A 24,220-nucleotide genomic window follows, 5' to 3' on the forward strand; every position below is an offset into this window, starting at 1 on the left:
CCGCCGCCGACCTCGCTGCACCCCCAAGGCGCCGTTTTCGAAGCTGCTACAGCGGCGCCGGCACCTCCGCGGCCGTGCCGGCCAGGCGCAGCCAGGTGTCAACCACGGTGTCCGGGTTCAGCGACATTGAATCGATGCCCTCGTCGACCAGCCACTGCGCGAAGTCCGCGTGGTCGCTTGGCCCCTGCCCGCAGATCCCCACGTACTTGCCCCGTGCCCGGCAGGCCGCGATGGCCATGCCGAGGATCTTCTTGACCGCCGGGTTGCGCTCATCGAAACCGCCGGAGACGATGGACGAATCGCGGTCCAGGCCCAGCACCAGCTGGGTCATGTCGTTGGAGCCGATGGAGAATCCGTCGAAGTGGTCCAGGAATTCATCGGCCAGCAGCGCGTTGGAGGGCAGCTCGCACATCATGATGACTTCCAGCCCGTTCTCGCCGCGGCGCAACCCGTTCTCCGCGAGCAGGCCGATCACGCCGCCGGCTTCCTCGAGGGTGCGCACAAAGGGAATCATCAGCTTGACGTTGGTCAGGCCCATTTCGTTGCGGACAAAGGACAGGGCCTCGCATTCCAGGTCGAAGCAGTCTCGGAAGGACGGATTCAGGTAGCGGGAGGCGCCGCGGAAGCCGAGCATCGGGTTTTCCTCATGCGGCTCGTAGGCGGGTCCGCCCAGCAGGTTGGCGTACTCGTTGGACTTGAAGTCGGACATGCGCACAATCACCGGCTTGGGTGCGAAGGCCGCGGCGATGGTCGCCACGCCCTCGGCCAGGCGCTTGACGTAGTAGTCCCGCGGGGAATCGTAGGCGGCAATCCGCTCGTGGATGGCCGCGGCCAACTCCGCCGGCTGGTCCTCCAGGTTCAGCAGGGCCTTGGGATGAATCCCGATCTGCCGGTTGATGATGAATTCCAGCCGGGCCAGGCCCACCCCGTCGTTGGGCAGCTGCGCAAAGGTGAAGGCCTGTTCCGGGGTGCCGACGTTCATCATGACCTTGACCGGGGCCTGCGGGAGCGTGTCGACCTCGGTTTCCGCGAGGCTGAAGTCAAGCAGCCCCTCGTAGATGAAGCCCGCCTCGCCCTCGGCGCAGGAGACCGTCACCTCCATGCCGTCGGCCAGCGCCTCGGTGACGTTCCCGGTGCCCACCACCGCGGGGATCCCCAGCTCGCGGGCGATGATCGCCGCGTGGCAGGTGCGCCCGCCGCGATTGGTGACGATGGCCGAGGCCCGCTTCATGATCGGTTCCCAGTCCGGGTCCGTCATGTCGGCGACCAGCACGTCGCCGGTGGTGAAGTCCGCCATCTGGTCGACGGAGGTGAGGATGCGGACCCGTCCCGCGCCGATGCGCTGTCCGATGGCCCGGCCCTCGGCGAGCACGCGGCCCGACTCGTTCAGGCGGAAGCGGCTGAGCCGGCCCGCGACCCGGCGCGACTGCACGGTCTCCGGGCGGGCCTGCAGGATGTAGATGCCGCCGTCGATCCCGTCCTTGCCCCATTCGATGTCCATGGGACGGCCGTAGTGCGCCTCGATGGCCAGGGCATGGCGGGCGAGCGTCTCCACGTCCGCGTCCGTGATGCTGAAGCGGTTGCGCAGCTGGTGTTCAACCGGAACGAAGTCGATGGTGCGGCCGACCTCCTCGCTGGCGGTGTAGGTCATCTGCAGCGCCTTCTCGCCCAGCCCGCGCTTGAGGATTGCGGGGCGCCCGGCCCGCAGTGCCGGCTTGTACACGTAGAACTCGTCGGGGTTCACGGCCCCCTGCACCACCGCTTCGCCCAGCCCGTAGGACGAGGTCACAAAGACGGCGTCCTGGAACCCGGATTCGGTGTCCATGGTGAACATGACGCCCGAGGACCCGATGTCCGAGCGCACCATGCGCTGGACGCCCGCGGACAACGCGACCTCGGCGTGCTCGAAATTGTGGTGCACCCGGTAGGCGATGGCGCGGTCGTTGTACAGGGAGGCGAAGACGTCCTTGATGGCCAGCAGGATGTTGTCGATGCCCCGGATGTTCAAGAAGGTTTCCTGCTGCCCGGCAAACGAGGCATCCGGAAGGTCCTCGGCGGTGGCGCTGGAACGCACGGCCCAGGAAAGTTCCGCCGACCCCCCGTGCTTGTCCACCAGTTCCCGGTAGGCGGCACGGATCTGTGCCTCGAATTCCGGCAGGAACGGCGTCCGGCGCATCATGTCGCGGATCTCCTGGCCGGCGGCGGCCAAGGCCGTGACGTCGTCGGTGTCCAGGCCCTCCATCCGCGCCACGATCCTGCGGTCGAGGCCGGATTCGGCCAGGAAGGCACGGTAGGCCCCGGCCGTGGTGGCGAACCCGTCGGGAACCCGGACCCCGGCCGAGGTCAGGTTCTGCACCATCTCGCCGAGCGACGCGTTCTTGCCGCCCACCCGGTCCAGGTCTTTGAGTCCAAGTTCCGAGAACCAGAGGATGTCTGTTGTCATGGTCATTGCTCCTTTGCAATTGCTGACATGCGGTGCTGCTGCCTCCGGAGCGCGGCCGATGGCCGGGCAGGGGGACGTTTCTGTCCACTGTGACAGGTTCCGGCGGCTTCTTGCTAGGTGATGTGCACCATATTGACTTGGCGGGATTCCTTGCCTAGTGCTTCAGGCGCATTTTCTGCAGGATGGTCGCGGCCATCTCTTCCACGGACACGCTGGCCGAATTCAGGTAGGGAATCCCGTGGGCGAGATACAGCAGTTCGGCACTGCGCAGCTCGTAGCCGCATTGCTGAAGCGAGGCATACGAGGAACCCCGGCGGCGTTCGGTGCGGATCTGGCTCAGCCGCTGGGGAGTTGAGGTGAGCCCGAAACATTTCTGCGCAAACGGCCGCAGCGGCACCGGAAGCCCGTCCCTTTCAAAGTCCTCCTCGATCAGGGGGAAGTTCGCCGCGAAGATCCCGTGCTGCAGCGCCAGGTACATGGTGGTGGGTGTCTTCCCGCAGCGCGACGGGGCCACCAGGATGACCTGGGCCTTCTCCAGGGCGCGCAGGCTCTGCCCGTCGTCATGCTCCATGGCATATTCCACGGCCGTCATCCGGGCCTGGTAGCGGACCGCGTTTCCCAGGCCGTGCGCCTGGCCCGGCTTGCCGCTGGCCGCGGTGCCCAGCGCCCCCTCCAGCTGCCGGATGTGGGTCCCGATCAGGTCCACGACCGTTGCCCGGCATTCGGCCAGCGTCATCCGGATGTCCCCGCCCACGACCGTGGAAAACACGATCGGCGGCAGGCCCCGGGCGGCGATCGCGTCGATGGCGTCCACCACCGACCGCGCCTGTTCGACCGTCGTGATGAAAGGCACGGTGGTGCGGTTGAAGTTGCTTTCGGGGAACTGTGTCAGCAGGGTGTTGCCCAGGGTTTCGGCGGTGATTCCGGTGCTGTCCGAGAGGAAATAGACGGGGCGGGACACCGGTTCATCGCCGCCGGGGTTTTCTGTCTTGCCCAAGATGCATCTCCTTTTTCCCCATCATTGCAGATGGCCGGAAACCAGGTGCGTCCGCCGGAACGCCAAGACCCCGGAAAAACCACCGGAGGGAACCGGGAATGCGCCTGCAGCACGGCCGTCGGCACCGGTGGGACGGCTCGGATGGCCGGCGCTGTCGGGCCGCCTGCCGCCGGCCGGTCCACGTGGCTGCCCTGCCGGGGCGGGCGGGCAAACCGGAGGAAAATCCACGGCAACCGACGGGTCAAACGCTCCGGTCGAAGACTGGAATTGCGTCAGTTTCCTTCGAATCGAGGTGTTCGCCATGCGCGGGCATTCATCATCCACCCCTCGTTCCGCCGCGCGGGCGGCCGTGACCGGAGCCTTGGCGCTCGCGCTGGCGGCGGGCCTCTCGCCGATGGGCCCGCCCCTGGCAAGACCCGGCCCGGCCGCCGCCACCACCGGCGTGCAACGTGCCGCGGTGAACGTCGCGTCCCTGACCCCGACCCGGACCTTGGCCACGCTGAGTCTTGACCAACGCGTCGGACAGGTGCTGATGATGGGGGTGCCGGCCACCGGAGCCAGCGCCACGGACCTGTCGATCCTCACCAAGAACAAGATCGGCAACGTGTTCCTCAAGGGCCACAGCCACTCCGGGGTCACCGCCACCAAGGCCGTGGTCACCAAGATCAACGCCACCGTGTCCCTGACGAGCACCGGCGGGCAGAAGCGCTTCATCGCCACCGACCAGGAGGGCGGATACGTCCAGGTGCTCAAGGGGCCCGGCTTTTCCACCATGCCCACCGCGCTGCACCAGGGAACCTGGGCTCCCTCGACGCTGAAGGCCGCGGCCACCACCTGGGGCAAACAGCTGCATGCCGCGGGCCTGAACGTGAACCTGGCCCCGGTCGCCGACACCGTTCCGTCCGCGGCCTTCGCCCCGTACAACCTGCCCCGGGCCAAGGTCGACGCCGCCGCCCTGGAGGTGCTGCAGACCCGTGCCGGGCAGTAGCAACAAAGGTGATTCGGCCGGCTAGGGCTGCCCGAAGTCGATGCGCATCACGAAGCGGCGCGGGGTCGGGTGGCCGACCTCCCTGAAGCCGGCGTCGGCAAAGATCGAGCGGCTGCCCACATACAGCTCGCCCCACATCGGGGCCTTGCCCACGGGCAGCAGCAACGGGTAGCCCTCCAGGGCGCGGGCCCCGCGGGACCGGGCGAAGTCCACGGCCGCCGCAGCCAGGGCGCGGCTGACCCCGCGGCGCCGGAACCCCGTGCGGGTGACAAAGCAGACCGCCGCCCACACGCCCCCATCCTCCCGGTCCTCCTCGTCGCGGCCGCCAAAGGCCACGCGCGAGGTGCGCAGTCGCGGGTAGGCGGTGCGCGGCTCGACGGCGCACCAGCCCACCGGTTCGTCCCCGAGGTAGGCGACCAACCCGCTGGTGGTCTGCGCATCCGGAATCCCGCACCGGGTCTGGGTGCGCAAGTCGTGTGCGCGCTCCTGCACGGAGAGTGCGTCGAAGCTCTTGCCGGGATTCTGGAACCACTGGCACTGGCAATCCCACGCGGTGCCCCTGGAGCCGAAGACCTTCTCCAGGTCCGCGCTGCCGGCCTGGTTGGCCGGCACGATGCGCAGGTCCGCGGTCTTGGTGGATTCCCGGCTTGTTTTCATGTCCTTTTCGCTCCCGCCCTGGCGGCATGTGCCGGGCGAGGTTCGTCCGGCACCCTGGATACGAGACTGCCAGCGCAGTATCCGGCGGTCAAGGGTAAACGAGGCCCAGCGGCCCGGGGAGCCGGCGTCGCGGCGCTGCAAGACAAGGAAAGGGGACCCCGGAGCATGCTCCGGGGTCCCCTGGCTGGCCGTGCGATCGGCGCTACTTGGCCTTCTTGGCCGCGCCCTTCTCGGTGCGGGTGTCCTTGTTGGACAGCTCCCCGGCGCTGTTTTCCAGGTGCGAGCGCATGAACCACTGGAACTGCTCCAGTTCGCCGGTCTGGCCGATGAGGATGTCCTCGGTGATCGGGTCCAGCTTGCCGACCTCCTCGATGGTCTTGCGCATGGAGGTGATGACCCCGGTGTAGACCAGGTCCAGGGCGGCAAGGTGTTCGGTGGTGCTGGCCCGGCCGATCTCGTAGTCGTCCCAGGCGCGTGCCGCGACCAGGGCGCCGGGCAGGCCGTTGGGGGCAACCCCCATGGTGGCCATGCGTTCGGCCAGGGCGTCGATCATGGACCGGACCAGATCGATCTGCGGGTCAAGCATTTCGTGGACGCCGATGAAGTCGCGACCCACCACGTTCCAGTGTGCGTGCTTGAGGGTCAGCTGCAGGTCGTTGAATGCGTGGATCCGCATCTGCAGCGCATTGGCGACCTTGTGCCCGTCGGCCAGGCTCATGCCCGGGACCGTGAATCCTGCGTTGGTTTTTGCTGCCATAACTGCCTCCTCGATGATCGGCTGCCGCGCAGCCTTCCGTGGATATCCATGTGATGTAGCGGTGACAGCAACGTATCACGCACCGGGAAAGAAACGCCCGGGGATTTCGCGAATGGCAAACAATGATGGGTTAAATCCCGGTCCGGTCCCTTCCCTCGCTCATTCCGCCGGAAGCGTCGAGCGCGGGGTAACGATCCGCGGCAGCACCAGCAGCAGGAAGAGCGCGGCCGCCATCAGGATCCCGCCTACGAGCAGGCCCATCTGCCAACCATGCAGCACCTGGACGACGAACCAGACGCACCCGGCCACCAGCACCCCCACCCCCACGACCACGAGCCGGGAAATGATGTGGCCCAGGTGGACGGTGGTGGCCTTGAGCTGCTGGCCGAAGAAGTGCCGGTGCACGGCCACAGGGGTGACCAGCAGCAGGATCACCAGGGCCGAGGCGACCAGCAACACCAGGTAGAACCGTTCATCGGGCACCTCCAGGGTGTCGAAGCGGGACTGGAAGGGCAGGACCACCAGGAAGGCGGCCAGGATTTGCGCACCGGTCTGCATCACGCGCATCTCCTGCAGCAACTCGTTCCATTTGCGGTGCAGCTCCTCGTCGCTGTCCTCGGACTTCCTGGCGGTGTCGGTGTGCTTGGCCATGGCGAACTCCTCTGCTGGGGACGGTGTGTGAAAAACACTATGCGACATATCGCGCCGGGACATGGCAACACGGCCCGTGGATTGCACCGAAAAGCGGTGCGGGTGGATCTCCGGTGCACGCTGGCCCTAGGGTGGGGAAGGTGAACAGCATTGGCCAGGACACCGAATACACCCCGGCACCGGGCACGCATGACGGATTCGTCCACGTGCGCGGCGCCAACGAGAACAACCTGCGCGACGTCGAGGTGCGCATCCCGCGCGATGCCATCGTCGCCTTCACCGGGGTTTCCGGGTCCGGGAAGTCCTCGCTGGCCTTCGGCACGATCTTCGCCGAGGCGCAGCGACGGTTCCTGGAATCCGTGGCGCCCTATGCGCGCCGGCTCATCGCCCAGGGCCACACGCCGAAGGTCGAGTTCATCTCCGGCCTGCCCCCGGCCGTGGCGCTGCAGCAGCGCCGCGGCACCGCCAGCTCCCGCTCCACCGTCGGCACGCTGACCACGCTGTCGAACTCGGTGCGGATGCTCTTCTCCCGTGCCGGGGACTATCCGGCCGGGGCGCCGCGCCTGGACTCGGATTCCTTCTCGCCGAACACCGCGGTGGGCGCCTGCCCGCAATGCCACGGGCTGGGCGTCGCCCACACCGTCACCGAGGATTCACTGGTCCCCGACCCGTCCTTGAGCATCCGCGAGGGGGCGATTGCCGCGTGGCCCGGTGCCTGGCAGGGGAAGAACCTGCGCGACATCACCTCGCACCTGGGCCACGACGTGGATGTGCCCTTCCGGGACCTGCCGAAGAAGGTGCGCGACTGGCTGCTGTTCACCGACGAACAACCCGTGGTCCAGGTGACGCCCGAGCGCGACCGGGTCGCCAAGCCCTACCAGGGCCGCTTCTGGAGCGCGCGCCGCTACGTGCTGCACACCGTGGCCGACTCCAAGTCCGAAACGATGCGGGCCAAGGCGCTGCGCTTCATGCGCTCCGGGCCCTGCCCTCAATGCCATGGCACCGGCTTCCGCCCCGAGGCGCTGGCTGTCACGGTGGCGTCCCTGGACATTGCCGGCTTCAACGCCACCGCGCTCGACGACCTGGCCGTGGTGCTGCGGCCGCTGGCCGACCCCCGGAAGGGGGCCTCGGGGGACCTTGCCGGCGGGGTCGCCGCCTCGATCGCCGCCGACCTGCTGGGACGCATCGAGGTGCTGGCCAACCTGGGCCTGGGCTACCTGAGCCTTGACCGCGGAACCCCGACGCTCTCTCCCGGGGAGATGCAGCGCCTGCGCATCGCCACGCAGCTGCGCTCGGGTCTCTTCGGGGTCATCTATGTGCTCGACGAGCCCTCGGCCGGCCTGCATCCGGCCGATGCGAGGCCGCTGCTTGAGGTGCTTGAGGCGCTGAAGGCGTCCGGGAACTCCGTCTTCGTGGTGGAACACAACATGGAGGTGGTGGCCCGGGCGGACTGGGTGGTCGACGTGGGCCCCGGCGCCGGTGCCGGCGGCGGCAAGGTGCTCTACAGCGGCCCGGTGGCCGGGCTCCGCCGCGTGGACGAATCGGTGACCCGGCGGTTCCTGGAGCCCCGCACGGATGCCGCGGTGGCGCGGGCGCCGCGGGTTGCCGAGCACTGGCTGGAGCTGGACGGGATTTCCCTGCACAACCTGGCGGAGCTGGATGCGCGCTTCCCGCTGGGCGTGCTCAGCGCCGTCACCGGGGTGTCCGGATCGGGCAAGTCCTCCCTGGTCAGCCGTGCGCTGGCGCACGGGCTGGCGGACATGTTGGGCGGCAGCCGGCGCATCGGATCCGCCGAAACCCCCGGGCCCGAGATCCCGGAGCCGGGCGTCGATGCGGCCTTGGCCACGGTGCGCGAGGTGCGCGGGGCGCAGCGGATCGAGCGGATCGTGGCCATGGACCAAAAGCCCATCGGCCGCACCCCGCGCTCGAACCTTGCCACCTACACCGGCCTGTTCGACGCGGTGCGCAAGGCCTTCGCCGACACGCCGCTGGCCAAGCGGCGCGGCTACGGGGCCGGGCGCTTCTCCTTCAACGTCGCCGGCGGCCGCTGCGAAACCTGCCTGGGCGAGGGCTACCTGGAGGTGGAGCTGCTCTTCCTGCCCGGAAGCTACGGGCCGTGCCCGGAATGCCACGGCTCGCGCTACAACCCCGAGACCCTCGAGGTCACCTACGCGGGCAAGAACATCGCCGAGGTCCTGGCCCTGAGCGTCGATGATGCCGCGGCGTTCCTGGCCGGGATCCCGGCCGCCGCCCGGTCGCTGGCGACGCTGCGCGACGTGGGGCTGGGCTACCTGGCCCTGGGGCAGCCGGCGCCGGAGCTCTCCGGCGGCGAGGCACAGCGCATCAAGCTGGCCACCGAGCTGCAGCGCGCCCGGCGCGGGCACACGCTCTACCTGCTGGACGAGCCCACCACCGGCCTGCACCCGGCGGACGTGGCCTTGCTGCTGGGCCAGCTGCACCGATTGGTCGAGGAGAAGAACACCGTGGTCGTGGTCGAACACCACATGGACGTGGTGGCCGCCGCCGACTGGGTCATCGACCTGGGCCCCGACGGGGGAGACAAGGGCGGGAAGATCGTTGCCACCGGGACCCCCGGGGAGCTGGCCCTCCACCCGGAGTCCAGGACCGCTCCCTACCTGGCCAGGCGCCTGGGGCTCGTGGGGTCGAACCCGCGGTAGCCGGCGGGCGCGGCGCCTCGCACCCGCCGGCCGGGGGGATCAGGCCGTAAAGCCCAGATCCCGGCGGTGGGTCTGGCGCATCAGGTGGCGGATGCGCCCGACGGCGCTGGGCGTGAGCACCTCATCGATGTGCTCTTGCAGCAACCGCGCCTGCCTTTCCCGGTTGCCCGGCCGCGCCCCCTGGCGCATTTGCCGGGCGGCGTGGGCGGCCAAGGCGTCCTGCGCGTAGGCGATGAAGGCCTGCGGTCGCGCGGCGCGGATCATGTCGAAGGCCTCGATGGGCGGGTAACCGCGATCCAGCAGGATCGCGAAGCCCATGGACGGTCCGCGGTTGATCCCCATATGGCAGTGGGCCAGCACCTTTCCGCCCTCGTGTGCCGCGAGCCGGGCGAAGCGCACCCCCGCGTCGAAGATTTCCGGCGGGACCACGTGCCCGTCGGCGTCGTCGGTCCCCAGCCAACGGTACTTGACATGCACGTGCTTCCAGATCCCGGCGTCGTTGGCCTCACTGCGCAGATCCACCACGTGGGTGATCCCTGCGTCGAGAATGTCGATCACTTGCTGCACCATGACGTCGTCGTCGACGTCCAGGTCCCCGCCGACGGCAAGGTCTGCGGTCACCCACCCCAAGTTGGCGCGCATGTTACTTGCCCGTGGCCTTGCGCTGGCGTGCGGTGAAGACCGACTCGGCGCGGATCTCGTCCCAGTCCGCGCCGAGCCGGGTGGCGCCGCGGGCCTTGCTGGTCATCTGGCTGTAGGCGTCCATGGCTTCGGCGGCGGTTTCCCGGGTGTAGGTGAGGGAGCGCTCGGGGGCGATGCCCAGGCTGGTGCCGATCTCGACGGCGTCCTGGTTGCAGCCCATGTAGGAAATGATCCAGTGGTCGACCTCCTGCTGGGTTTGGACCATGTCCCGGATGGCCCGGCGGCTGTATCGGGTGGAAGCGTTCTCGTGTCCGTCGGTGGCGATATTCAGGTGCACGATGCCCGGGCGCCGGTTGGCAGGCATGGCGGCAATGCGCTTGCGGGTGTTGGTGATGGTCGTGGCGATCGAGTCGAACAGGGCCGTGGAGCCGCGGGGTTCCAGGGTGAAGGTGGGCACGTCCTCCAGCGGCAGGTCCACGTAGACGTCTTCGTACTCGTTGTCGAATTGGTGCAGGGAGGCGGTGGCGCTGCCTGCTTCGGCCTTCTGCTTGGCGACGTAGGCGTTCAGTCCGCCCTCGATGTCGTGCTTGATGTCGTGCATGGATCCGGAACGGTCGAGCAGGAAGACCAGCATGGCGGTGTCTTTGTCGGACATGATCAGTGCCTTTCGGATGTGGCGCTTCGTTTAGGTGGTGCGCCGGGGTTTGAAGGTCATCGGTTCGGTGGGCGCGGGGCGCCCGGTTTCGGAGTCGTAGCGGGCCCGCTCGATGGAGGAGCTTGACACCTTGCCGCCGGCGTCCGTGTAGCTGGACAGCTGCGAGGTGCGGGCCAGCCGCGGGGGGACCGCGTTGGGCGAGAGCCCGGCGCGGACGGCCACCGAACGGATCGATGCGCCCTCGAGGGCGGCCTTGGCCATCTCCTCGTTCAGGGCGGCATCGATCAGTTCGCGGACCTCGCCCAGTCGTTCGACCGCTGCCAGCGGGTCGGACGGGACGTCCCCCAGCAGCTGTCGGGCTTCATCGATCGGGGTGCGCTTCCTCTTGTTCATAAACTCATCATGCGCAGTTTCTGAGCATGTGTCAATAGTGAGAGGTGGATTATTTTGCGCAGACGGGGCTCCGGCGGGCCGAAGGCCCCATGAAGGGCCGCCCAAAGAATGGCAGAATCAAAAGGGTGGACAGCGAATCAGGACCGAGAACCCAAGCCCCATCTGCCGAAATCCAGTTTCGCGTGGAGAGCTGGGCGCTATGGCTGGGACTGGGCTGCACCGTGGCGGGCATCGTGGCCGGACTCATCGGATTCGTCGGCTACCGCCCCGATCTGGCCGGCTTCCGCTCGGTGGGCGTCTTCGCCGCGATGCTCGCTTCACTGGCCGCCACCGCCGGCGCCATCCTGGGATACCAGCGCTTCCTGCTGCAGACCCAGGTGTGGCTGCTCGAGCTTCCCCGCTACCGCCGGATCATCAACGCCGTCGCGCTCGTGCTCATCCATGCCGCAATCTGCGCCATGGCAGCGATCATCATCTTCCGGGTGTTCCAGGACGCGTTCCTGGGGCTGACCGTGGACAGGTTCGCCGGAAGCCTGATGGTGGGCATCTTTGCCGGGATCGCCGGGTACGCGGCGCTGGTCTCCGCGGCCAGGCTCAACGCCCTGAACCTCTCCGGGCTGCTGGCCGTCTTCCTGGTGACGGGCGTTTTCATCAGCATGATGGCGGCCGAGAACCCGTATTGGTGGAGGTCGATGTTTTCCTCGCTGGGAACCCGGTCCTCGGGACTCACCTCGTTCTGGACCTTCAATGTCACCCTGGTGATCTCCGGACTGGTGCTCAGCACCCTGACCGCGTTCATCGTGCGCAACATCAGGCTGTTGGCCCTCATCCACGACGAGTTCGCCCGTGCCCAGGGCAAGCCGCGGCCCAGGTTCATCCGGCCGCGGCCCGCGGTGGTGCGCACCTGCCTGCTGGGCCTGGGTGCCTGCGTCATCGGCATCGGGCTGGTTCCGGTCAACGTCGCGGCCCCGGTGCACTCGGTCATCGTGCGGATCGCGGCGGGATTCATCGTGGTGCTGCTCCTGGGCGCGGCCTTCTGGCTCCCGGGGTTTCCCTGGGTCTTCCACCTGCTGTCCTTCGCCTGCTTCCTGGGGCTGGTGGGCGCGGCACTGCTCTGGCAGCCGCTGGCCTACTACAACCTCACGGCGTTCGAGCTGGCGGTGGTGGGCATCGTCTTTGGCTGGCTGGTGGTTTTCATCCGGACCGCCGCCGCGGCGCTCGCCGTCAAGGAGAAGGCCCTGGCCGACGTGGTGGCGGTCAGCGGCTGAGGAATCAGGCCGGGACCTGTTCGAAGTGTGCGACGAACATGTCCGGGCGCACCAGCACCACCGAGCCGTTGGGCAGCCGGCGCTTGGGGGCGGCCGCGAACTCATGCAGCGGCACCCCGTACGCGGAAGCCAGTTCCTCCCCGCGGTCCCGGCCTGCGGGACCGTAGATGTGCACCTGCCAGCAGGCGTCGTTGAGCACCTCGAAGTTGTCCGGTGCGGCTCCGGAGCGGTTGGGCACCCAGGGCAGGCGGCGGCCCAGCACCTTGCCGCGGCGCCTGGTGCGGGCAAAGCCGGTGGCCAGGGTGGCGCGGTCCTTGGACCGGTCGTCCATCCAGTAGTGGATGCGGATCTGCGAGAGGTAACCGAAGAAGCGGCGCCCGGCGGGGATCCTGCCCACCAGGCGCACGGCCGCCGGCCAGAAGACCGGCAGCGCACGGGTGCGCACCGTGCGGGCCAGCAACGAGCTGGAGGTTGCGGCGCTGAAGAGCTTGTCGGTGGTGGACACCAGCCGCAGCGCCACCGGACGGCGCTCGGCCTCGTAGCGCTGGAGGTAGGTCTCGGGCATGCGGCCGGAGAACACATCGGCCAGCTTGCACACCAGGTTGTGTGCGTCCTGCAGGCCGGTGTTCATGCCCTGGGCCCCGACGGGGGAATGGATGTGGGCGGCGTCCCCGACCAGGAAGACCCGGTCTTCGCTGAAGTGCTCGGCGACCCGGTGGTGCACCCGGTAGGTGGCAAACCAGGCGGCATCCCGGTACAGGACCCCGAACTCCTGGCGCAGGCTGGCCCGCGCCCGCTCCTCGTCAACGTCGGGCTTCTCCTTGCCGGAATTCTTGGGTTCGTGCAGGATGCCCAGCAGCCGGCGGCGCTCCCCGCCGTTCTGATCGCTGCCCATGGGGAATCCCAGCATGAAGTTCTCGTCGGAGAAACGCAGGTTGATGCCCGATCCCATGCCCGAGACCCCCTGGGCGTCGAGCACGTAGAAGACCTCGTCGTCGGTCGTGCCTTCGAAGGCGATGCCGAAGGATTCGCGCAGGGGGGACGAGGCGCCATCCGCTGCGATCACGTAGCGCGCGGAAATATGCACCGGGCCTTCCGGGCCGGTGCACTTGATGAGCATCCGGTCCCCGGTGTCCTCGAAGGATTCGTAGCCGTGCTCCCACAAGACCTCGTGGCCGCCGTCCTTGAGGTGCTCCGCGAGCAGTTCCTCGTTGACGCTTTGCTCCAGCATGGTCAGGCCCGCGTAGTGCGTCTGGGCGTAGCCGAGCCGGTTGAGCTTGATGCTCTTGAAGCTGCGGGCCCCGATGCCGGGGCGCAATTCACCGGTGGGGATGGCGCGGGACTTGACCTCGTCGGCCAGGCCGAGCTGGCGGTAGATCTCCATGCTGCGCGCCTGCAGCGCCAGCGCCCGGGATTCCTTGGTCGGGCCGGATTTCAGGTCCACGACCCTGGCGTCGATCCCGAATTTTTGCAGCCAGGCCCCCGCCATCAGGCCCGTGGGCCCGGCGCCGACTACCAGAACGTCAGTGTGTAGCAGTGAGGTGTCCATGGTTCCCACGCTACGCCCCCGGCACCGGCAACGCACCGGTAGAGCCCCGCGTGGCGGGGCCATCAGCCCCCGACGCCGGTGGCCCGGAACTCCTTCATGCGCGCCAGCGCCTCCAGGGCCCCGGCGCGCGATGGTCCCAGCTCCACGATCGGTTCGCCCGGGGACAGCGGTGCGAAGCGGGCCACATAGGCGCCGCGCGGATCGAATTTCTTGGCCTGCAGCTGCGGGTTGAAGATCCGGAAGAACGGGGAGGCGTCGGCACCGCACCCGGCAACCCACTGCCAGTTCGCCGGGTTCGATGCGGAATCGGCGTCAACGAGGGTGTCCCAAAACCATTCCTCGCCGGAGCGCCAGTGGATGCCCAGGTTCTTGACCAGGAAGCTGGCGGTAAGCATGCGGACCCGGTTGTGCATCCACCCGGTTTCCCACAGCTGCCTCATGCCCGCATCCACCAGGCCAAAGCCCGTCGAACCCGCGCACCAGGCCGCGAAGTGGTTCTCCGCTTCGTCGTTCGGGTCCCCGGCGCCGGGCCGGGCCCAGTCGAACGCGTCGAACTCCGCGCGCAGGTTCGCCGTGGCCAGCTCCGGGTGGTGGTAGAGCAGGTTCCAGCAGAAGTCGCGCCACGCCAGTTGCCGCATCAAGGCCCGCGCCCCCGCCGCCCGGTCGGGGTGCGGGGCCAGGGTGGAACCCAGCGCCTCCCAGACCTCGACCGGGCTGAGGTGCCCCCAGCGCAGGGCTGCCGACAGCCGTGCGGTCCCGTCGGTGTCGGGCCTGTCGCGGGTCTGCGCATAGTCCCCGGCGATGTCCTCCAACACCGTGCCGAGGCGGTCGCGGGCCGCCGCCTCGCCGGGAACCCAGGTGGCCGCCAGGCCGTGCGACCAGTCCGGATCCACCGGCAGCAGGTCCCACGCGGCAAGCTCCTCCGCGGGCAGGGAGATCTCCGGTGCGTGTTGTGCGGCGGGCCGCGGCAGTGCCCGGCGCAGCGGCAGGGCCTGCAGCGCGTTGAAGAAGGGCGTGAACACCTTGAAGTTCGTTCCGCCTTGCGTCGCCACGGTCCACGGCTCGTGCAGCAGGGTGCCGGCATGGCTCTGGACCTCGATTCCCGCCGCGGCCGCCAACGCCGTCGCCGCGGTGTCCACCGCACGTTCGGGCCCGCCGTAGCGCCGGTTGAAGTGCAGCGCGGTGAAGGAACCGGTGGCCAGCAGCCCCGGGAGGATGTTCGTCGCGGCCCCGCGGTAAAGCAGCAGCGGCACGCCGAGCCCCGCCAGGGAATCGCGCAGTTCGTTCAGTCCGTGGTGCAGCCACCACCTGGCCGCGCCGCCCAGCGGCCGGATCCCGGGGGACTGCTCGTCGAGGATGAACAGGGCAACGGCCGGCCCGGCGGCCATCGCGGCGGACAGCGCCGGGTTGTCGGCGACGCGCAAATCGTCGCGAAACCACATCAGGGAGGTGGGTGCGTTCATGGTCCGGTCCTTCGGGATCAGTGGGGGAGGGTGCGGGTCGGGCCTAGCGACCCAGGACATGCCAAACCAGCAGCATGGTGACGAAGAACCCGGTGGCGTAGTTCAGCCATAGGAAGCGCCGCCAGCCGGCGTTGGCCGCGGCGGAATCCTCGTCCCGCAGCCGCGCGTATGGCAGCACATTGGCCAGGTATGGCAGCGCCAGCAACGCGGCCAGCGGACCGGGCCAGTCGGTGGTCAGCAGCAGCGCGCCGGCGCCGAGGTAGGCGGCCGCGGCGAAGCGGACCGTCCACCTGGCCCCGAGCACCGTGCCGATGGAGCCCAGGGATGCGGCGCGGTCGGGCAGGATGTCCTGCACCGCGCCAAAGGCGTGCGAGGCCATGCCCCAGAGGAAGAAGGCCAGCAGGATCGCCACCAGGGCGAAGTCGAAGTGCGCCCCGGCCAGCACCAGAGCGTAGAGCGCGGGGGAGACGAAGTGCGTGCTGGAGGTCAATGAGTCAAGGAAGGGCCGCTCCTTGAAGCGCAGCTGCGGGGCGCTGTAGGCGATGACCGCGGCCATCGAGAGCAGCAGCACCAGGTTTGCCCGCCAGGACCCGGCGATGCCCAGCACCGCCAGGAACGGCACACAGGCCACCGCACAGGCCACCAGGATCCCGCGGTGCCGGCTGCGGTCCACCACCGCACCCTCCGCGCCGCCCTTGCGCGGGTTCAGCAGGTCCGACTCGTGGTCGAAGACGTCGTTGATCCCGTACATGGCCAGGTTGTAGGGGATGAGGAAGAAGATCGTTCCGACCACCGCGAGCCAGTCGATCCGCCCGGCGACCAGCAGGTAGGCGGCGGCAAAGGGGTAGGCGGTGTTGACCCAGGAGACGGGCCTGGAGGTCGCCAGCAGTTCGCGCAGCATGCTCAGTCCTCCCTTCCGGAGTCGTCCGGGGAGGGCTGCTTCGGCGTGGCACCGGCGGGAGAGCCCCCGGCCAACCACCACAGTGCCGGGACCGCCAGCGCCGCGCAGAACGGGTAGCTGAAGTCCTCCAGCGGGGCCAGGCCCACGCGGATGCCCAGCAGGGCCTGGCTGTTGTAGTCGAAGAGGCCCGAGCCGATCATCACGTTGTCGAACACCGCGGTCAGCACCAGCAGCACCGCCAGGGTGAGCCCGCCCGCGGGGGCAATGTCGCGCAGCCTCACACCGCGCACGCGCAGTGCCACGGCGAAGAGCGCCATGGAGCCGAGCATGAAATAGAGGGACAGGTGGGCGAAGCTCATGAGTTTTCCTCCGGGGCCGGAACGGGCGTTGAAATGCGGGCCGCCGCGGCGCGCCGTGCCCCCAGGGCCAGGGCGCCGGTGAACAGGACCATCGCGTTGTAACAGAGGAAGAACAGGAAGAAGGCCTCTTCCAGCGGCAGTTGGGGACCGAGCATCACCCCTGTCATCAGCCCCGACTCGCGGTGCAGGAAGATCCCCAGGTCGATGGCGATCACGTCCCAGAGCAGGAACATCGCGGTGCCGCCGGCCAGTGCCAGCAGGGCGGGTGCGGGCCGGGCGAAGACGAACAGCCGGTATCTGGCATCCAGGGCGGCCATGCAGGCGATCAGCGCCAGCAGGATCAGCAGGTAAGTCACGGGCGTGCCTCCCGGGCCGCCGCGGTGCGCCCGGCCGCCCATGCCGGGTGGCCGGGGTCGATGGGCCCCTTGCCCGTGATCCCGTTGACTTTCTTGGCAATGATTTCGGCACTGATCAGGCACATCGGGATGCCGATGCCCGGGCGCACCGAGCTGCCTGCATAGTGCAGGCCGCTGACCTTCGAGCTGTGGTTCGAGGGACGGAAGAAGGCCGACTGGCCCAGCGTGTGGGCCAGCCCCAGCGCCCCGCCCTGCCAGGCATTGAGGTTCTGCGCGAAGTCTCCGGGGCCAAAGCTCTGGCGCACCACGACGCGCTCGCGCAGGTCCTCGATCCCGGCCCAGGCGGCCAACTGGTCGAGCGCGGCATCCGCCACGTTCTCCACCTGATGCGATCCGGTGCCGTCCGGGCCGCCGGTGCCCCATGCGGGCAGGGCAGGTGCGGGAACCAGGATGAACAGGTTCTCGTGGTCCGCCGGTGCCACGGAGGGATCGGTCGCGCTGGGCATGCAGACGTACAGGCTGGTTTCCTCCGCGAGGTCCTCCCCGCGGTGGATGCGCCCGAAGTTGTCGTCCCAGTCGGAGGTGAACAGCAGGTTGTGGTGGCTGAGCTCCGGGAGCTTGCCGGAGATGCCCAGGCAGAGCAGTACGGCGCTGGGCCCCGGATCGCGCCGCTTCCAACTTGCCGCGGAGGAGGAGCGATGTTCCACCGGGAGCAGCTCGGTCTCCAGGTGGTGCAGGTCCGCGGCCCCCACCACGGTCTGCGCCTCCAGATGCCGTAGGGTGCCTTCCTGGATCCAGCGCACGCCGCGGGCCCGGGCGTTCGCGCCGGTGCCGGAGACCTCGATGCCGGTGGCCTCGGCGCCGGTGATGATCTGGACCCCGGCAGCCTTGCAGAGCGCGGCCATGGCATCGACCAGCTGCGCGAAGCCGCCCATCGGGTACTTCACGCCCTGGGTCAAATCCAGGTGGCTCATCAGGTGGTAGAGCGCCGGGGTGCGCTTGGGGCTCGAGCCCAGGAACACCGCGGGATAGCCCAAGATCTGGCGCAGCCGCGGATCGCTGAAGCGCTTGGCCACAAAGGACTCCAGGGAGCCGGCCAGCAGCGGCGCGAGCCTGGGCAGCAGCGGCAGCAGCCGGGGATCGAGCACGGAGGCGGCGGAGGACAGATCGGCATAGAGGAAGTGCTCCAGGGCCAGGTCGTGGCTCTCGGCGGCCTTTTCCAGGTAGTTGTCCAAGGCGTCTCCGGCACCGGGCTGCAGGGACTCAAAGGCGTCCCGGGCCCCGGCCCCCGACGGCATGTCCAGCGGGGTGTAGTCGCTCTGGAACCAGGTGCGGTAGCCGATGGGCAGGTCCACCAGGTCCAGCTCGTTCTGTGTGGAGGTTCCCATGAGCTCGAACCAATGCTCGATGACCTCCGGCATCAGATACCAGGAGGGGCCGGTGTCGAAGCTGAATCCCGCGCGCCGCAGTCGTCCGGCGCGGCCGCCGAGCTCTTCCTGCTTTTCCAGCAGGGTCACCCGGTGGCCGGAGGCGGCCAGCAGGCCGGCGGTGGCCAGGCCGGAAAATCCTCCGCCGATGACCACCACCGCGCGTCCGGAGTCTGTCGATGTGTTTTTCATGGTCGTCCTTTGGTCGCCGCGTCGGCGGTGGCGGTGGTGGGGCGTCGGCCCAGGGCAGTGCGCAGCGCGATCAGTGCCTTGCGTCCGGGCGGCACCGAGATCCGCTGTGTCATGAGTTCGGCGGCGGGGGTGCGTTCGATTCGGTGGTTCAGTTCGCTGAACAGCCCGTGGGCCATGGCCACGGCGCGGGCGGCGCCGGGGGCCAGGTGCTCGATGCCGAGGGCTGCGGCGTCGAGGTCCGCGCGGATCTCCCGCACCAGGGCGGTTTTGTGCTCGTCGGAGAAGGTGCGCGGATCCAGCCCCGGGAAGTAGCTGCGGCCCAGCTCGGAGGTGTCGGCGGCCAGGTCGCGCAGGAAATTGACCTTCTGGAAGGCCGCACCCAGGCTCCGGGCGGCGGCCTCGGTTTCAGCCTCGTGCCCGGCCGGGGCGCCGGGCATGGAGCGGAACACCCGCAGGCACATGAGGCCCACGACTTCCGCCGATCCGTAGATGTAGCCCTTCAGGGTCTCCGCGTCGTGGCTGGCGACCTGCAGGTCGCTGCGCATCGAGGCGAAGAACGGGCGGGTCAGCTCGGTGTCGATGCCCCGGGACCGGGCGGTGCAGGCGAAGGCGTGCACGATCATGTTGGTGCTATAGCCGCTGGCCAGCGCCGCCTCGGTTTCGGCCTCGAGTTGTTCCAGGGCCGCGGCGACCTCCCTGGCCTCGAGGCCCGCCTCGCGGGCGACCCCGTCGACGACCTCGTCGGCCAGTCGCACCAGTGCGTAGATGTTGGAGATGTGCTCGCGGGACGGGCTGCCCAGCAGGCGGCAGGCCAACGAAAAGGAGGTGGAATACCTGGTGATGACCACCCGGGCGCTGCTGCTGGCCGTGGCCGAATAGCGTTGCAGGGCGGTGGGCCCGCCGGTTCCGGCCATGGTGTGGGCGTTCATGTCCTAGGCACCCCGGTTCAGGATCAGGTCGGCGAAGGCCTCGAGCTCGGAGCTGACGGCCACGGGCAGGTTGAGCGTGCGCGAGGCCGAAGTGGCTCCGGCGCACAGGTCATGCGCCAGTTGCCGGGCGAAGCGCTCCGCGCCCGCGGCTTCCAGTGCCGAGCGCATGGCCGGGACGTCCGCATCCGGATCACGGAAGAGCTGCAGGTGGGTGCTGAATCCGGGAGTGGCCGCGGCCATGGCCGTGAGGATGGTGCTTTTGCCTTCGCGCAGGTCCGACTCGATGGACTTTCCCGTCTGCTCGGGATCGCCGAAGGTCCCCAGGATGTCGTCGATGAGCTGGTAGGCGACTCCCAGCTGGCTGCCGATGTTGGCCAGGGCCGCGGCCCCGGCGGCATCGGCACCGGCTAGCAGCGCCCCGGTATGCAGCGGCACCTGGAACGAGTACGCGGCGGTCTTCAGCTTCTCCATGCGCAGCACCTCGTGTACCTGTGCCGGAACGGGGCCCAGGGAGAAAAGCAGGTCCTCCAACTCGCCGGCGGCGGCGTGGTGGATGGCCTGGTGGAAGGAATTCTCGATGGCGTCGGCAGCGGGCAGCGAATCGGCGGCGCACCGGGCGAGCTTGATGGCGGCGGCCAGCAGCAGGTCCCCGGCGATGATGGCGGCCGAGTGCCCCGCGTGTTCGGCGTCCTGCGCGGTCTTGCCCCGGGCCAGGGCATCGTCGCGGTACAACGCCGAAAGGGTGGGGCGCCCGCGGCGGGTGAAATCGCGATCTATCACGTCGTCGTGCATCAACAGCGAACCGTGGAGCAACTCAAAGGCGCAGCCGAGCTGGATGACGCGTTGAAGACGCTCCGCGGACTCGGTTTCGCCGGCGGCGGGGGAAGCGAAGGCCTCGTGGCCCAGCAGCACCAACCGTGGCCGGGTGAGCTTGCCTCCTTCCAGGGCCTGCCCGATGCGGGTCCAGAGTGTTTCGGCGGCCTTCGAATACTCGCCGGCGGCCTCCCGCTGCTCCTGGATGACGGCCGCCAGGTGGAGCCGGACAGGCTGCTGGAGCGCGTCCGATGCCGGGGCTGGTCGTGGTCTGCAAGTCTGCGCGGGACTTTGGCTGGGCAGGCTCATGATCGTTCGTTCCGTTTCTTGGTGGCGGGCGGAGGGGTGAGGGAATCGATCCGGGTTTGCATGACGGAGAGGATGTGTTCCAGGTAGCGCACCACTGCGCGTTGCCCCTCGGGGTTCAGCCCCTGGATGGCGAGTTCGGCGTCGTCGAAGAGCGGCCGCAGCGCGGCCATGGTCCGGGTCACGGCCAGGGGGCTGGGCCTGAGCAACAGGCTGCGCCGGTCGGTGGGGTGGGCCAAGCGCATCACGAACCCGCGTCCATTCATCCGGTCAATCAAAGCGGTGGTGGCGGCGCTGGAGATGTTCAGCTTCGCCGCCAGATCCCGGGGAGTCATGGGATGGTCGAGCATCAGGTGCTGCAGGGCCTGGAAATCGGTCTCGTTGATGCCGAGGTGGCGGCACAGGGCATGCTCCAGCGCGGCGTTGCGCCTGAGCACCGAATGCAGCAGTGCGGACGCCGCGTGCGGGCCGGATGTCTCGCCGGTGGAAACCTGGATCACGAATGCCTCGAATGGTTGATTACTAGCTTGGATAGATACATCATGGGTTAACAAGATAGGGTTTGTCGAGTAGGGCAGCTCGATTCAGTGCATTTTTTCCCCGAGGCAAAGGAAACCGAACCCATGCAATCGACACCACCGGCGTCCATCTCGAGCCGGATCATCTGCGCAGCGGCAGTGTTCGCCGCCATCGCCGGGGCCTTCATCGGAAGCGGCGCGCTGGGCGGCACGCCCATTGCCGAGGCCGCCGGCGGTCGGCTCGGATCCGACTCGACACTGCTGGCCCCGGGCACCGGAGCCTTCTCGATCTGGAGCGTGGTCTACCTCGGGCTCGTCGTCTACGCGATCTGGCAGCTGACGCCCGAGGCGGCCCGCAGTGCCACACAGCGTCGGATCCGCCCCCTGGCTGCCGGCTCGGCCGTCCTCAACGCGCTGTGGATCGGCGTGGTGCAACTGGGCTGGCTCGGCGCCAGTGTCGTGGTGATGCTGTTTCTGTTGGCCGTGTTGGCCGGCATCTTCGTGCTGATGCGGCCGCGGATCGAGGGGCGTGCCGAGCGCTGGATCATGGGTTTGACCTTCGGTCCGTACCTGGGCTGGGTCAGCGTCGCCACCGTGGCGAACATCGCCGCGTGGCTCTCCTCCCTCGGCGTGGGTGCCGGGGCGACCTGGACCGTGGCGCTGGCCTGCGTCCTGGTGGTGGTGGCCGCCCTCATCGGAGCCCTGACGGTCGCGTTCTCCGGGGGCCGCATCGCGGCCGCCCTGGCCATGGTGTGGGGCATTGCCTGGATCGGAGTGGGACGCAGCGACGGTGGACTGGAATCCGGCACCGTCGCGACCGCCGCCTATTGCGCTGCCGGGGCCCTGCTGCTCTTCGCACTCGTTTCGGCCGCAAGGCGCAGGAGCCGCGGGAACGCAGCGACAGCGGTGGCGGCATGAGCATCATCGCCGTCACCGGGGCCACCGGCTACATCGGCGGGCGACTGGTTCCGCTGCTGCTGGAACAGGGCCATAGCGTGCGGGTGCTCACCCGCCGCGGCAACGCCCTGCGCGACGTTCCCTGGGGAACGCGGGTGCAGATCGTGGAAGGGGACCTCACCGATCCGCAGGCAGCCGCCCAACTGTGTGAGGGGGCCGAGGTCCTCTACTACCTGGTCCACTCCATGGGCGGCACCAGCAATTTTGCCCCCGTCGAGGAACGCTGCGCCCACACCATCGTGGAAGCGGCCCAATCCGCAGGAATCGGGCGTCTGGTCTATCTCTCGGGACTGCATCCCGAGGGCGAGCTGAGTCGCCACCTCGCCTCACGGGTCGAGGTCGGGCGGATCCTGGAATCCAGCGGCATTCCCACCATCACGCTGCAGGCCGGGCTGATCATCGGCTCCGGGTCCGCCAGCTTCGAGATGGTCCGCCACCTCACCGACGTGCTTCCGGTGATGCCGGCCCCGCGCTGGGTGCTGAACCGGGTCCAGCCCATCGCCGTGCGCGACGCCCTGCACTACCTGGGCGCATGCGCGGGCCTGCCGCCGGAAGTGTCCGGCACCTACGACATCGGCGGGCCGGAGGCACACAGCTATGGGGACATGATGCGCCTCTACGCCGATGCCGCGGGCATCCGCCGCCCGGTCATCCTGGCGCTGCCGGTGCTGACCCCGTGGCTGGCGGCCCAGTGGGTCAACCTGGTCACCCCGATCCCGCGCTCGCTGGCCATTCCGCTGGTCGAGTCCCTGCAGCACGACTGCGTGATGCGAAACCGCGACATCGATGCGGTCATCGACCGCCCCTCCGAGGGGCTGACCGGATACCGGCGCTCGGTCGAGCTGGCGCTGGCCAAGATGCGCGACGACACCGTGGAAACCACGTGGACGACCGCCCACGCCCTGGAAGCTCCCGCCGAGCCGCTGCCCTCGGATCCGCAATGGGCCGGGCACACAGTCTTCACCGATGTCCGGGAGCGGGAAACCAGCGCGAGTCCCGCCGCGCTGTTCCGGGTCATCGCGTCACTCGGCGGGGAGACCGGATACTACTCGCTGCCTGGCGCCTGGGCGCTGCGCGGATTGATGGACAAGCTCGCCGGGGGAGTGGGCCTGCGCCGCGGGCGGCGCAATCGCACGTCCCTGGCGTTGGGGGACGCGGTGGACTGGTGGCGCGTGGAGGAGCTGGTGCCCGATCGCCTGCTGCGCCTGCGGGCGGAAATGCGGGTCCCCGGACGGGCCTGGCTGGAGCTCTCGGTGGAACCGACCGAATCGGGAAGCCACTACCGGCAGCGTGCGGTGTTCTTCCCCGAGGGCTTGGCGGGCCGACTCTACTGGCTGGCGATCCTGCCCTTCCACGGGGTGATCTTTTCCTCCATGGCCCGTCGCATCACCACCGCCGCCGAGGGGCTCGAGGCCACGGAGGAAGCCTAGCCTTCGGAGGGGTTGCGCTCGCCGACCGAGCCGATGCTGTCCTCGAGGTCCATGGCCGTTTCGGCGAGGAACCGGATGACCACCTCGCGTTCGGCGGGGCTCAGCCGTGCTGCCGCGCCGAAGCGCGCGGCGTGGTGTCGACCGACCTGCTGGCGGGCGGCAAGGTGCGTCTCGGGGGTCACGGTGATGCGCAGGGACCGGCGGTCGGTGGGATGTGCCGCGCGCACCACGTGGCCCGCCTTCTCCAGCCGGTCAACCATCTTGGTCACCGAGGCGGTGGTGATGCCCAGGTGCTTGGCAAGCATGCCCGGGGTCACTGCGGTCTCGGTGTGCTTGGCCGAGATCAGGAACCTGATGGCCCGCATGTCGGTCTCGTTCAGGTTCATGTAGCTTTGCGAGGCGCGGGAGATCTTGCGCTCCACCGCCCGCAGCCGACCCATTTCGGCCATGATCCGGTCGATCTGCTGCAGCGTTTCCGCGCTGAGCTGCGACCTGTCGATCAACTCGCTGCGCGGGTCGCTCGAGGCAAGGTTGAAGATCGTGGGAAGTTCCTCGCGGTCCACCGGATTCCACTTTCCTTCCCTTGCGCGTGCCGATAGGTTCGACGTCCCCATGATACGACCCGGTCAGGCCGCGGCCGGTATCGCCCGGGTTCCGCAACCGCGCGCCCGCCGCAGTGCGAACCCGCGTTGGGCCCCTGTCTGGGCCCCCAAACGCACCCGTGCGAGGGGTGGTGCCCAATCTCACCGCCCACATCCTGGACATACATGGGAGAATGGAAACGATGACTTCCCCCGAAAAAACCCCAGTGACCGAGTCTGCCACTACTGCGCCCGCCGCAGAGGACGCCGCGGCACGCCGTGCTGCCCAGGCCGCGGCGCAGGGCGCCCA

General features: G+C 68.8%; 23 protein-coding genes. 5 read left to right on the forward strand and 18 right to left on the reverse strand.

Annotated features, from left to right (window positions below; all coding sequences use genetic code 11):
- Positions 1-46 precede the first annotated feature (46 nt).
- Together ppsA and J2T21_RS05155 are read right to left on the reverse strand one after the other, a co-directional pair.
- Positions 47-2,443: a phosphoenolpyruvate synthase gene (gene ppsA, locus J2T21_RS05150; RefSeq protein WP_307579158.1), complete on the reverse strand. Its 2,397-nt coding sequence runs from the start codon at positions 2,441-2,443 to the stop codon at positions 47-49.
- A gap of 154 nt (positions 2,444-2,597) precedes the next feature.
- Positions 2,598-3,440 (reverse strand): pyruvate, water dikinase regulatory protein, encoded by an 843-nt coding sequence (locus tag J2T21_RS05155; RefSeq protein WP_307579161.1) that lies wholly within the window; start codon positions 3,438-3,440, stop codon positions 2,598-2,600.
- 301 nt (positions 3,441-3,741) lie between these two features.
- Between J2T21_RS05155 and J2T21_RS05160 the strand changes: the two genes are divergently transcribed.
- A complete protein-coding gene (locus tag J2T21_RS05160; RefSeq protein WP_307579163.1) occupies positions 3,742-4,428 on the forward strand; it encodes a glycoside hydrolase family 3 N-terminal domain-containing protein in 687 nt (228 codons plus the stop codon).
- Between the two features lie 21 nt (positions 4,429-4,449).
- Here the strand turns inward: J2T21_RS05160 and J2T21_RS05165 are convergent, their stop codons facing one another.
- The 3 genes from J2T21_RS05165 to J2T21_RS05175 all read right to left on the reverse strand — a co-directional run bounded on the left by J2T21_RS05165 (position 4,450) and on the right by J2T21_RS05175 (position 6,493).
- Positions 4,450-5,085: a GNAT family N-acetyltransferase gene (locus tag J2T21_RS05165; protein WP_307579165.1), complete on the reverse strand. Its 636-nt coding sequence runs from the start codon at positions 5,083-5,085 to the stop codon at positions 4,450-4,452.
- A 202-nt stretch (positions 5,086-5,287) separates the two neighbouring features.
- Positions 5,288-5,842, reverse strand: coding sequence for a Dps family protein (locus tag J2T21_RS05170; protein WP_307579167.1), 555 nt, complete (start codon positions 5,840-5,842; stop codon positions 5,288-5,290).
- A gap of 159 nt (positions 5,843-6,001) precedes the next feature.
- On the reverse strand, positions 6,002-6,493 hold the full coding sequence (locus J2T21_RS05175) for a DUF6328 family protein (protein ID WP_307579169.1): 492 nt from the start codon (positions 6,491-6,493) through the stop codon (positions 6,002-6,004).
- Positions 6,494-6,633: 140 nt separating this feature from the next.
- Between J2T21_RS05175 and J2T21_RS05180 the strand changes: the two genes are divergently transcribed.
- Entirely contained in the window at positions 6,634-9,171 is a 2,538-nt protein-coding gene (locus J2T21_RS05180) for an excinuclease ABC subunit UvrA (RefSeq protein WP_307579171.1), read from the forward strand.
- Between the two features lie 39 nt (positions 9,172-9,210).
- On the opposite strand, the gene J2T21_RS05185 is transcribed toward J2T21_RS05180, so the two are convergent.
- From J2T21_RS05185 to J2T21_RS05195, 3 genes are read right to left on the reverse strand one after another with little or no spacing between them, the layout of a single operon-like run.
- Entirely contained in the window at positions 9,211-9,792 is a 582-nt protein-coding gene (locus tag J2T21_RS05185) for a protein-tyrosine phosphatase family protein (protein WP_307579173.1), read from the reverse strand.
- Positions 9,793-9,814: 22 nt separating this feature from the next.
- A complete protein-coding gene (locus J2T21_RS05190; protein WP_307579175.1) occupies positions 9,815-10,468 on the reverse strand; it encodes a VWA domain-containing protein in 654 nt (217 codons plus the stop codon).
- 30 nt (positions 10,469-10,498) lie between these two features.
- Positions 10,499-10,861, reverse strand: a complete 363-nt coding sequence (locus J2T21_RS05195; protein ID WP_307579177.1) for a hypothetical protein — start codon at positions 10,859-10,861, stop codon at positions 10,499-10,501.
- A gap of 182 nt (positions 10,862-11,043) precedes the next feature.
- Here J2T21_RS05195 and J2T21_RS05200 point away from each other — a divergent pair, with 182 nt between their 5' ends.
- On the forward strand, positions 11,044-12,129 hold the full coding sequence (locus J2T21_RS05200) for a hypothetical protein (protein ID WP_307579179.1): 1,086 nt from the start codon (positions 11,044-11,046) through the stop codon (positions 12,127-12,129).
- A gap of 4 nt (positions 12,130-12,133) precedes the next feature.
- Here J2T21_RS05200 and J2T21_RS05205 read toward each other — a convergent pair whose 3' ends face one another.
- From J2T21_RS05205 to J2T21_RS05245, 9 genes are all read right to left on the reverse strand, one after another.
- A complete protein-coding gene (locus tag J2T21_RS05205; protein WP_307579181.1) occupies positions 12,134-13,678 on the reverse strand; it encodes an FAD-dependent monooxygenase in 1,545 nt (514 codons plus the stop codon).
- A gap of 62 nt (positions 13,679-13,740) precedes the next feature.
- Positions 13,741-15,141 (reverse strand): cryptochrome/photolyase family protein, encoded by a 1,401-nt coding sequence (locus J2T21_RS05210; RefSeq protein ID WP_307579183.1) that lies wholly within the window; start codon positions 15,139-15,141, stop codon positions 13,741-13,743.
- Positions 15,142-15,184: 43 nt separating this feature from the next.
- Positions 15,185-16,042: a prenyltransferase gene (locus tag J2T21_RS05215; protein WP_307579185.1), complete on the reverse strand. Its 858-nt coding sequence runs from the start codon at positions 16,040-16,042 to the stop codon at positions 15,185-15,187.
- Between the two features lie 2 nt (positions 16,043-16,044).
- Positions 16,045-16,401 (reverse strand): lycopene cyclase domain-containing protein, encoded by a 357-nt coding sequence (locus J2T21_RS05220; protein WP_307579186.1) that lies wholly within the window; start codon positions 16,399-16,401, stop codon positions 16,045-16,047.
- Positions 16,398-16,757: a lycopene cyclase domain-containing protein gene (locus J2T21_RS05225; RefSeq protein ID WP_307579188.1), complete on the reverse strand. Its 360-nt coding sequence runs from the start codon at positions 16,755-16,757 to the stop codon at positions 16,398-16,400. Before J2T21_RS05225 ends, J2T21_RS05220 begins: the two co-directional genes overlap by 4 nt.
- On the reverse strand, positions 16,754-18,376 hold the full coding sequence (crtI, locus tag J2T21_RS05230) for a phytoene desaturase family protein (protein ID WP_307579189.1): 1,623 nt from the start codon (positions 18,374-18,376) through the stop codon (positions 16,754-16,756). The genes J2T21_RS05225 and crtI overlap by 4 nt, the downstream gene beginning before the upstream one ends.
- Entirely contained in the window at positions 18,373-19,305 is a 933-nt protein-coding gene (locus J2T21_RS05235) for a phytoene/squalene synthase family protein (protein ID WP_307579191.1), read from the reverse strand. Before J2T21_RS05235 ends, crtI begins: the two co-directional genes overlap by 4 nt.
- Positions 19,306-19,308: 3 nt before the next feature.
- Positions 19,309-20,427, reverse strand: a complete 1,119-nt coding sequence (locus J2T21_RS05240) for a polyprenyl synthetase family protein (protein ID WP_307579193.1) — start codon at positions 20,425-20,427, stop codon at positions 19,309-19,311.
- Complete coding sequence (locus tag J2T21_RS05245; RefSeq protein ID WP_113762483.1) at positions 20,424-20,924, reverse strand: MarR family winged helix-turn-helix transcriptional regulator; 501 nt, start codon at positions 20,922-20,924, stop codon at positions 20,424-20,426. The genes J2T21_RS05240 and J2T21_RS05245 overlap by 4 nt, the downstream gene beginning before the upstream one ends.
- Positions 20,925-21,047: 123 nt before the next feature.
- Between J2T21_RS05245 and J2T21_RS05250 the strand changes: the two genes are divergently transcribed.
- On the forward strand, positions 21,048-21,860 hold the full coding sequence (locus J2T21_RS05250) for a TspO/MBR family protein (protein WP_307579195.1): 813 nt from the start codon (positions 21,048-21,050) through the stop codon (positions 21,858-21,860).
- Positions 21,857-23,329 carry an SDR family oxidoreductase gene (locus J2T21_RS05255; protein ID WP_307579197.1) on the forward strand — a complete coding sequence of 491 codons (1,473 nt, stop codon included), beginning with the start codon at positions 21,857-21,859 and terminating at the stop codon, positions 23,327-23,329. Before J2T21_RS05250 ends, J2T21_RS05255 begins: the two co-directional genes overlap by 4 nt.
- Here J2T21_RS05255 and J2T21_RS05260 read toward each other — a convergent pair.
- Positions 23,326-23,892, reverse strand: coding sequence for a MarR family winged helix-turn-helix transcriptional regulator (locus J2T21_RS05260; RefSeq protein ID WP_307579199.1), 567 nt, complete (start codon positions 23,890-23,892; stop codon positions 23,326-23,328). The genes J2T21_RS05255 and J2T21_RS05260 overlap by 4 nt on opposite strands.
- Positions 23,893-24,220 lie beyond the last annotated feature (328 nt).

Origin of the sequence: Paeniglutamicibacter psychrophenolicus (genome assembly GCF_030812255.1) — a bacterium.
In the GTDB taxonomy this organism is placed as follows: domain Bacteria; phylum Actinomycetota; class Actinomycetes; order Actinomycetales; family Micrococcaceae; genus Paeniglutamicibacter; species Paeniglutamicibacter psychrophenolicus_A.